Annotated in this window: 10 protein-coding genes; 5 read left to right on the forward strand and 5 right to left on the reverse strand. The window is 74.3% G+C overall.

Annotation, left to right across the window (positions count from 1 at the left end; all coding sequences use genetic code 11):
- From AC1MIR_RS11185 to ccmI, 4 genes are all read left to right on the forward strand, one after another.
- Window positions 1-1447 (forward strand): heme lyase CcmF/NrfE family subunit (locus AC1MIR_RS11185; protein ID WP_480028232.1); only part of this gene is annotated, 1447 nt, incomplete at its 5' end.
- A complete protein-coding gene (locus AC1MIR_RS11190) occupies window positions 1444-2010 on the forward strand; it encodes a DsbE family thiol:disulfide interchange protein (protein ID WP_480028233.1) in 567 nt (188 codons plus the stop codon). The genes AC1MIR_RS11185 and AC1MIR_RS11190, both read left to right, overlap by 4 nt.
- 155 nt (window positions 2011-2165) lie before the next feature.
- Window positions 2166-2678 (forward strand): cytochrome c-type biogenesis protein, encoded by a 513-nt coding sequence (locus AC1MIR_RS11195; RefSeq protein WP_480028234.1) that lies wholly within the window; start codon window positions 2166-2168, stop codon window positions 2676-2678.
- The gene (gene ccmI / locus AC1MIR_RS11200) at window positions 2675-3472 is read left to right on the forward strand and encodes a c-type cytochrome biogenesis protein CcmI (RefSeq protein ID WP_480028235.1); all 798 of its coding nucleotides are present in this window, start codon (window positions 2675-2677) and stop codon (window positions 3470-3472) included. The genes AC1MIR_RS11195 and ccmI overlap by 4 nt, the downstream gene beginning before the upstream one ends.
- A 7-nt stretch (window positions 3473-3479) precedes the next feature.
- Here ccmI and AC1MIR_RS11205 read toward each other — a convergent pair whose 3' ends face one another.
- From AC1MIR_RS11205 to AC1MIR_RS11225, 5 genes are read right to left on the reverse strand one after another with little or no spacing between them, the layout of a single operon-like run.
- Window positions 3480-4274, reverse strand: a complete 795-nt coding sequence (locus tag AC1MIR_RS11205) for an alpha/beta fold hydrolase (protein ID WP_480028236.1) — start codon at window positions 4272-4274, stop codon at window positions 3480-3482.
- Between the two features lie 47 nt (window positions 4275-4321).
- A complete protein-coding gene (locus AC1MIR_RS11210; protein ID WP_480028237.1) occupies window positions 4322-5434 on the reverse strand; it encodes a glycosyltransferase in 1113 nt (370 codons plus the stop codon).
- A complete protein-coding gene (locus AC1MIR_RS11215) occupies window positions 5431-6684 on the reverse strand; it encodes a glycosyltransferase family 4 protein (RefSeq protein WP_480028238.1) in 1254 nt (417 codons plus the stop codon). The genes AC1MIR_RS11210 and AC1MIR_RS11215 overlap by 4 nt, the downstream gene beginning before the upstream one ends.
- On the reverse strand, window positions 6671-7414 hold the full coding sequence (locus AC1MIR_RS11220; RefSeq protein ID WP_480028239.1) for a DegT/DnrJ/EryC1/StrS family aminotransferase: 744 nt from the start codon (window positions 7412-7414) through the stop codon (window positions 6671-6673). Before AC1MIR_RS11220 ends, AC1MIR_RS11215 begins: the two co-directional genes overlap by 14 nt.
- Window positions 7327-8082, reverse strand: a complete 756-nt coding sequence (locus AC1MIR_RS11225; RefSeq protein WP_480028240.1) for a fused MFS/spermidine synthase — start codon at window positions 8080-8082, stop codon at window positions 7327-7329. Before AC1MIR_RS11225 ends, AC1MIR_RS11220 begins: the two co-directional genes overlap by 88 nt.
- A gap of 202 nt (window positions 8083-8284) precedes the next feature.
- On the opposite strand from AC1MIR_RS11225, the gene AC1MIR_RS11230 reads away from it, so the two are divergent.
- On the forward strand, window positions 8285-8899 hold a 615-nt coding region (locus tag AC1MIR_RS11230), incomplete at its 3' end, for a thiamine pyrophosphate-binding protein (RefSeq protein WP_480028241.1).

Consider the following 8899-nt stretch of genomic DNA (forward strand, 5'->3'; position numbering starts at 1 on the left):
GGGCTATGGGGGCTACGCGGGGACCTGCGCCTGCCCCACCGCGGCGCGGCCCGACGGCCGGGGGGCCGCGGCCGGGGGCCGCTGGGTGCGGCCCTGGTCGTTGGCGGCCTGGAGCTTCCTGACGCTCGGCATCGCGCTCGGCTCCTGGTGGGCCTATTACGAGCTCGGCTGGGGCGGCTACTGGTTCTGGGACCCGGTCGAGAACGCCTCCCTGCTGCCCTGGCTGATCGGCACGGCGCTGCTGCACTCCGCCATCGTCGTGGAGAAGCGGGAGGCGCTGAAGACCTGGACGGTGCTGCTCGCGATCATCGCCTTCGGGATGAGCCTGCTCGGCACCTTCCTCGTGCGCTCGGGCGTGCTGAACAGCGTGCATGCCTTCGCCAACGATCCCGAGCGCGGCATGTTCATCCTGGCGCTGCTGCTGTTCTACGTCGGCGGCGCCTTCCTGCTGTTTGCCTGGCGCGCGCAGATCATGGCGCCGACCGGCATCTTCGCGCCGATCTCGCGCGAGGGTGCGATCGTGCTGAACAACCTGCTGGTCTGCTCGATCACCGCGGTGGTGTTCGTCGGCACGCTCTGGCCGATGTTCGCCGATGCGCTGTTCGGCGCGAAGGTCTCGGTGGGGCCGCCCTTCTTCAACATGGCGTCCTTCCCGCTGGTGGTGCCGCTGCTGCTGGCCATGGCGGCGGGGCCGCTGATGCCGTGGAAGCGCGCGCAGCTCTGGCCGGTGGTGCAGCGGCTGTGGGCGGCGGCCGCGATCGCGCTGCTCGCTTTCTTCGTCGCGCTGCTGCTGACCGGCGAGCATGTGATGCCCGCGGTCGGCTTCGCCTTCGCCGCCTGGGTGATCGGCGCGGCGATCACCGACATCGCGGATCGCACGGCCCTGTTCCGCACGCGGCTTTCGAATTCCTGGGCACGCGCAAAGAACCTGCCGCGCGCGGCCTGGGGAGCGGCCATCGCGCATGCGGGCATCGGCATCGTCGCGGCCGGCATCGCGGGCATGGGGCTCGCGCAGGAGAAGCTCGTCGCGATGGCGCCCGGCGACACCACGGAGATGGCGGGCTACACATGGCGCCTCGACGGCGTGCGCGACGTCACCGGCCCGAACTTCACCGCGCGCAAGGCGACGATCACCGTGCTGCGCGACGGCCAGGTGCTGCATGTGATGGAGCCCTCGCGCCGCTGGTTCCCGATCGGCCGCCAGCACACCACGGAAGTCTCGATCCGCACCAACCTGCTCTACGACCTCTACGCCGTGGTCGGCGAGGAGGATCCGGCGACGGGCAAGGCGGTGGTGCGCATCCACTACAACCTGCTCGCGCCCTGGCTGTGGATCGGCGCGGCGATCATGGCGCTGGGCGGGGCGCTGTCGCTGGCGGACCGGCGCGTCCGCGTCTCGGTGCCGAACCGCAAGGCCGCGCTGCCACGTGGTGCCGCGACCACATGAGCCCGACGGCACGTCGCGCCCTGCTCTTCGCGCCGTTCGCAGTCGCCGCGGCGGGCGGCGTCGCCTTCTACGGCATGCTGCAGGGGATGAAGACCGGCGAGTACAATCCGCGCGGCGTGCCCTCCGCGCTGATCGGGCAGCATGCGCCGGATTTTGCGCTGCCGCCGCTCGACGGATCGGAAAGGCCGGCGCTGAGTTCCGCCGACCTGCGCAACCTGCCGGGCCCGGTGCTGGTGAATTTCTGGGCCAGCTGGTGCGTTCCCTGCATCATCGAGCATCCGCAGCTCATGCGCCTGTCGAACGAGGGCGTGCCGGTGTTCGGCATCGCCTACAAGGACAAGCCCGCGGACAGCCTGAAATTCCTGCGCGAGCGCGGCAACCCGTTCCGCCTCCTGTCGAAGGACGAGCCGGGCCGCGTCGCGATCGACTGGGGCGTCTACGGCGTGCCGGAGACCTATCTGCTGGACCGCCAGGGCATCATCCGCTGGCGCTTCGCCGGACCGGTGACGCCGGATGTGCTGGAGCAGGACATCAGGCCGCTCCTGCGGCGATACGCCGCATGAGCTTGTTTTTTCGCTGCCCTCAGACGCCGGGCGGCGGCTCCGCCGCCGGGGCTTCGTGCCGTAGGCACGCCTTCGGCGTGACGCGCAACGCACTGACGCACCCGGCGACGCTGAGCGTCTGTGCGCGGCGCGCATTCGCGCGCGCGGCCCGCGGCGTGCGGACAGCACGCCTCCGGCGTGACGCGGGCCGCCTTCTGCTTCTCGTTTCCCTGCTGCTGCCGCTCCACGCGCTGGCGGTCAGCAATCCCGCGGACATGCTGCCCGACCCGGCGATGGAAGAGCGCGCGCGCAATCTCGGGCGCGACATCCGCTGCATGGTCTGCCAGAACCAGTCCATCGAGGACAGCGAAGTCGGCCTCGCGCGCGACCTGCGGCTGATCGTGCGCGAGCGTATCGCCGCCGGCGAGACGGATGCGCAGGTGAAGGCCTTCCTGCATGCTCGCTATGGCGACTTCGTGCTGCTGAAGCCGCCCTTCGCCTGGTCAACCGCCACGCTCTGGGGCACGCCCGTCATCGCGGTGCTGCTCGGCCTCGGGCTGATCCTTTCCACGCGGCGCCGGCAGGCGCAGGTCGCCGGCCCGCCGCCGCTGACGGAGGAGGAGCGGCGCAGGCTCGCCGCGCTGGGCGTGGCGCCGGACGGGACGGGACGGGACGGGACGCGGGCGTGACCATCTGGATCCTGGTTGGCGCCCTCGCCCTGCTGGCGATGCTGCCGCTCGCCATCGTGCTGCTGCGCCCCGCCCGCGCGCGGGGTCGCGCCGAGGCCGACCTCGCGCTCTATCGCGCCCAGCTCGCGGAGCTCGACCGGGAGCGCGAGGCCGGCAGGCTGGACGAGGCCGCGCATGCCGCCGCGACGCTCGAGGTGCAGCGGCGCATCCTCGCCGCGCCGAAGGATGATGCCGCCGGCGCCGGCCGGCGCAGCGCCGCCATCCTCGGCGCGGCGCTGTTCCTGGTGCCCGCCGCGGCGATCGGCCTCTATCTGCTTCGCGGCGTCCCCGACATGCCGAGCGCGCCCTACGACCTGCGACGCCAGCAGGCGGAAGCCGAGGAGCAATTGCTCACGGCGTTGCGCAGCCGCATCGCGCAGCTCGATCCGAACAGCGAGCCGGCACGGCAGGGCTTCATCCTGCTCGGCAACGCCGAGCGCAACCGCGGCCGCAACGCGGAGGCGCTGCAGGCCTGGAGCCGCGCCCTCGCCGTGCGGTTCGAGCCGCAGCTCGCCGCCGACATCGCGGAGGTGCAGATGGAGGAGGGCAACTTCACCGAAGCCTCCGCCCTGCTCGCCCGCGCCCTCGCGCAGCAGCCGCAGGACATCCGCCTGCGCTTCATGACCGGCCTGGTGGAGGAGCGCGCCGGCCGCCCGGCGAATGCGCGTCGCGTCTGGCAGTCCATCGTGGACGAGGCGCCCCCCGGCGCGCCCTGGCGCGAGATGATGGAGCGGCGGATCCAGCGGCTGCCGTAAGCCGGCGCTACGCGCCGCGCAGGAAGGCGAGCAGACGCGCGTCGAAGGCCTCGGGTTGCTCCCAGTTGATGGCGTGCCCGGCCTCCGGCAGCACGTGCCATTCGTGGCGCGGCAGATGCGCGGCCCAGATCCGCATCAGCGCCGGTGGCGCGTAGAGATCGGCGCCGGCCGCCATCACCAGCACCGGGCAGCGGATGGCGGCGAGCTTCGCATAGGTGTTCGGGCTGCGCAGGGGCTGCGCCGGCGCGCCCTTCTGCTGCGCCGCCTGCTCGATCGCGATCCAGCGCGCGGTGCCCTGGGGATCGAGGCCGCGGAAGGTGGCGCCGACCTCGCGCAGCACGCCGGGCAGCGCCTTGAATTCGGGCGGCGTCAGGCGCGCATAGATCGCCTGCAGGTCCGGCTCGCTGAACTGGCCGTTGCTGGCGGCGACGGTCAGGCTCAGCACGCGATCCGGCCGCCAGCATGCGTAGTCCAGCGCCGCGAAGCCGCCGCCGGCGACGCCCACAAGATGGAAGCGGCCGAGGCGGAGGTGATCGGCCAGCGCCTCGAGATCCTCGGCGATGCTGCCGGGCTGCGTCCCGGTCTCCGGCACGGCCAGGCTGCGGCCCCAACCGCGGCGGTCGAAGGCGATGGCGCGGAAGCCGGCCGCGACCAGCGCCGGCCCCTGCTTGCGCCAGATCGCGCTGGTGCCGGTGTTGGGATGCAGCAGCACCACCGCCGGCCCGTCGCCGCCGCTGTCGGTGAACCACAGCCTCACGCCGGGGAGGTCCGCATGACGGCCCTCGGCCTCCGCGCTCGTCATCGCCTTCTCCGCATCCATCGCGCGGCGAGCATAGGAAGCTTCGGCGCTTACCGCATCAGCCGGCCATAGAGCGCGACGAGCCGCGCCGCCTCCGCGGGCCAGCCGAAGCGCGTGAGCGCGGCGTCACGCCCGCGCGCGCCCATCGCGCCGCGCAGCGCGGGATCGGCGAGGCGTTGCGCCGCGTCCGCGACGGCGCGCGGATCGGCGGTGTCCACCGCGAGGCCGCAGGCGGCGTCGGCCACCACGGCGGCGACCTCCTCGGCGAAGGCCGGCACGATCACCGGCAGGCCGAGCAGCATCGCGTCGAACAGCTTGTGCGGCAGCGCCAGGCGATGGTTCTCCACGCCCGGCTGGAACAGCACCAGAGCGACATCGCAGTCCGCCGCCCGTGCCAGCGCGGCCTCCCGCGGCAGCCAGCCATGCTTCTCGATGCGCGGCGTCAGGCCGCGCGCGGCGGCGCGCGCGTCGAAGGCGGCCTCGCTGCCATCGGTGAAGCGGCCGATCAGCACGCGCCGCGTCTCCGCCGGCAGCCGCGCGAGCGCGTCGAGCATGGTGAAGGCGCCGCGCGCTTCGCCGAGCGCGCCGAGATGCAGCAGCCGCAGCGGGCCCGGCGCATGGCGGCGCGGCGCGACGCCCGCATCCTCGGCGTAGTTGCGCACAGGGGTGCAACGCGCGGCGCCGCCGAAGGCGTCGTCCAGCCCGTCCTTCGCCACCACCACCGCATCGGCGCCGAGCGACAGGCCGCGGCAGAGCAGTCGCAGCGCGGCGCGCGCGGCCGGGCGCAACGCCGGCGGCAGGCGCGGAGCGAGGCGCGAGGGATAATGCGCGTGCACATCGAGCACGACGCGCGCGCCGCAGCGCCGCGCGGCAAGGCGCGCGGCGAGCCAGGAATCCGGTTCATGCGCATGGATCACCGCCGGGCGCTGCGCCGCCGCCGCGCGCGCCAGCGCCGCGATGCCGAGGACGCGCCCGCGCCAGCCGCGCCGCTTCGCTCCGGGGCTGCGCAACGCCACGCCGTGCCGCGGGGCGGCGGGCGGATCGCCCGGCGCGAGATGCATCACGCGATGTCCGGCCGCCGCCAGCGCCGCGCCTTCCTTGGCGACGATGCGCACATCCTCCGGCGGATGCGCCGCGGAGAGCATCAGCACCAGCCCGCTCACGCCGCCGCCGCCTCCGCGACCTGCACGAAGCGGACTGCGATGGCCCGCATGTCGAAGCGCTGCTCCGCCAGGCGCCTTGCGTTGCAGCCCATGCGCGCGCGCAGCGCAGCATTGCCTGCCAGGCGTCGCAGCGCCGCGGCGAGCGGCACGGCGTCGGCCGGCGGCACGGCAATGCCGCAGTCGCCTTCCGTCACCAGCCGCGCCGCGCGGCCCGGCACGTTGGTCACCATCGGCAGCGCCGCCGCGAAGCCGTCCACCAGCTTGTTCGGCGCGGTCCATTCGGCGAATTCCGGCACCGGCGCCAGGCAGTGCAGTCCGATCTCGGCGCCGGCCAGCAGCGCAGCGAGGCGCGGCTTCGGCAGCGGATCGAGGAAGCGCAGCGGCAGGTTTTCGGACGCTGCGCGCGCCATCAGCGCCGGCTTGCGCGCGCCCTCGCCGGCCAGCAGCAGCGTGATGCCCGCCCCGCGCAGCAGCGCGGCCGCGTCGAGCAGCGCCTCCAGCCCGTTCGCCGCGCCATGCGCGCCGGCATAGACCGCGAGCGTTTCCTCCGCCGCGATGCCCTCCGGGCGCCAGGGCGCGACATGCGGCCCGAACAGGGCCAGATCCACGCCCTGCGGCAGCACATGCACGGTTTCGCGCGCCGCGCCGCGCGCGACCGCGGTCTCCGCGATGCCCTCGGTCAGCGCGATCACCGCCGCGGCGTCGCGGCAGGCGGCGTCGGCAAGGCGCCCCATCGCCGCCAGCAACGGCTTCGGCACGCCGCCGCCCGGCGAGGACAGCGCGCGCGGCAGCTCGGGCCAGGGATCGCGGATCTCGAACAGGAAGGGCACGCCGCGGCGGCGGCGCGCCAGCAGAGCCGGGATCGCGACGGTGAGCGGCGTGGAGGAGGCGATCACCAGGTCCCAAGGCTCGGCCAGCGCAACGCGCGTGGCGCGCGCGGCGAAGCGCAGGAAGGCCAGGCTGCGCGCCGCCAGACCCTGCGCATTGCCGCAGGGGATGTCGAATTCGCGCAGCGCGAAGCCGTCCATCCGGCCGCAGCGTCGGCCGTGGCGGAACGGGCCGTCGAGCCCCGTCACGGCGCCCTGGTAGCGGCCGCAGAGCAGCGTCACCGCATGCCCCGCCCCCGCCAGCGCAGCGGCGTGGTGGAAGGAGCGCGTCGCGGTGCTGCCCTCGGGGCGCGAGAAGTGCTGGTGCAGGTAGAGGATGCGCAGCGGACGCCGGATGCCCGCCCGCGACTCAGCGCCGGGCACAGCTCCGCACCACCTCGATCACGCGGGACTGCTCCGCCTGCGTCATCGCGCTGCCGGACGGCAGGCAGAGCCCGCGCTCGAACAGCATCGCCGCCACCTCGCCCCCGATGCGCGGCGCGTCGCGGAAGGCCGGCTGGAGGTGCAGCGGCTTCCAGGCGGGGCGGCTTTCCACGCCGGCGGCGTCCAGCGCGCGGCGCACCGCCTCGCGGTCGGCGCCGAAGGCGGCGGGCTCGATCAACGCGACGCTGAGCCAGCGATTCGATCGCCCCCAGTTCGGCTCCGCCAGGAAGGAGAGGCCGGGCAGGTCGCCCAGCCCCTCGGCATAGGCGGCGAAGATCGCGCGGCGCCGCGCCACGCGCTCCGCCAGGCTCGGCAGTTGCGCGATCCCGACGGCGGCGAGCACGGAGGACAGGCCATAGGCATAGCCGGTGGTCTCGTGCTGGTAATGCGCGGCGGGCTCCCGCGCCTGGCCGGCGAGGGCGCGGGCGCGGGCGATCAGCGCCGCATCGTCGCCCGCCAGCGCGCCGCCGCCGCCGGTCGTCACGATCTTGTTGCCGTTGAAGGAGAAGGCGGCGAGCCGCGCGCCCCGTCCCGCATGCTGCCCGCCGCGCCCGCGCGAGCCCATCGCGGCGGCGCTGTCGCTCAGCACCGGCACGCCCCAGGGCTCGCAGGCGGAGACGATGCCGTCGAGGTCGCAGCACTGGCCGTAGAGGTCCACCGGCACCACCACGCGCGGCAGCCGGGGGGGGGGGGGGGGCGGGGGGGGGGGGCGCGCGCCGCCGCCGGCGCGGCGCCTTCGGCGCGGCGGAGCGCCGGCAAGAGCGTGAGCGCCAACAGGGCGGCGAAGATGTCGAGCCCGGCCGCCAGGATCAGTGCCCCGACGAAGCCGAGATTGCCCACCAGCAGCCAGCCGCCCAGCAGCGCGCCGAGCCCCGCGCCGAGCGTGTTGAGGCCGTACAGGGTGCCGATCCGCTCCGCGACGGTGTCGAGGTTGGTCGCGATGGCGCGCGCCAGCAGCGGCAGGGACGCCCCCATCAGCGTGGTCGGCAGCACCAGCCCCGCGAAGCACAGCGCGAAGACCGCCACCGGGCTGTCCACCACCCCGGCCAGGTCGGTCGCCAGGAAATCGTAGAGGAAGAACTTCGAGACGAGCGCGAAGACCGCCACCCCGGCTTCCGCCAGGGCGAAGCCGATCAGCGCCTGGGACGCGCTGAAGCGGTCCGCGATCTTCGCGCCGATGATGGAGCCGAGGCCGAGGCCGGCCAGGAAGGCGCCGACCACCAGCGCCGCCGAGACGGTGTCCGACCCGGCGAAGATGCCGAGCATCCGCTGCCAGACGATCTGGCAGAGCAGGGCGGCGAAGCCCGAGCAGAAGAATGCGACCGCCAGACGCGGCATATCCCGTCCCCCCAACCGGCCATGCCCGACCGATCGTTCCGAAGTGCCCTCCTATGGCGGCAGGATTGCGGCAGCATGACGTTCCGTAAAGGGGGGCTCACGATCGCGGGAGGTGGCCCGGGCGATTGTGCCGGCCGGGCCTCTTGCCCCGCGCGCGCGGCCCGCGCAGCCTCCGGACCTCATCGCGGAAGGATCTTGGCGGGTGAATGGCGCGGAAAGTCTGGTCCATACGCTGCTGGCCTCGGGGGTGGATGTCTGCTTCGCCAATCCCGGCACCAGCGAGATGCATTTCGTCGCCGCGCTGGACCGGGTGCCCGGCATGCGCTGCATCCTCGGCCTGCAGGAGAACGTCGTCACCGGCATGGCCGACGGCTACTGGCGCATGGCGCGCAAGCCGGCGGCGACGCTGCTGCATTGCGGGCCGGGCCTGGCGAACGGGCTGGCCAACCTGCACAACGCGCGCCGCGCTCGGTCGGGCATGGTGAACTGCGTCGGCGACCACGCGACCTACCACCGCCCCTATGACGCGCCGCTGACCGCCGACACCGAAGGCTTTGCGCGCGCCGTCTCCGGCTGGACGCGCCCCGTCCGCCGTGCCGAGGAGGGCGGCCGGGACGCGGCGGTGGCGGTGCAGGCGGCGCGGACCTCGCCGGGCCAGATCGCGACGCTGATTCTCCCCTCCGACACCTGCTGGGACGAATCCGCCGCCGGCCCCGCGGCGGCCCGGCCGGGGCCCGCCCCGCCGCCGGCCGCCCCGCGGGCCCACCGCCACCCCCCCCCCGCGCGGCGGGCGCGGGAGCACGGGCGGGACCGGCTC

It is taken from the genome of Falsiroseomonas sp. RANM36 (genome assembly GCF_056682175.1).

What these genes read in the sequence shown, in the direction of transcription:
- AC1MIR_RS11190 (WP_480028233.1), top strand. Translation starts at nt 1,444, where the DNA reads ATGAGCCCGACGGCACGTCGCGCCCTGCTCTTCGCGCCGTTCGCAGTC.
- AC1MIR_RS11205 (WP_480028236.1), bottom strand. Translation starts at nt 4,274, where the DNA reads ATGACGAGCGCGGAGGCCGAGGGCCGTCATGCGGACCTCCCCGGCGTG.
- AC1MIR_RS11225 (WP_480028240.1), bottom strand. Translation starts at nt 8,082, where the DNA reads ATGCCGCGTCTGGCGGTCGCATTCTTCTGCTCGGGCTTCGCCGCCCTG.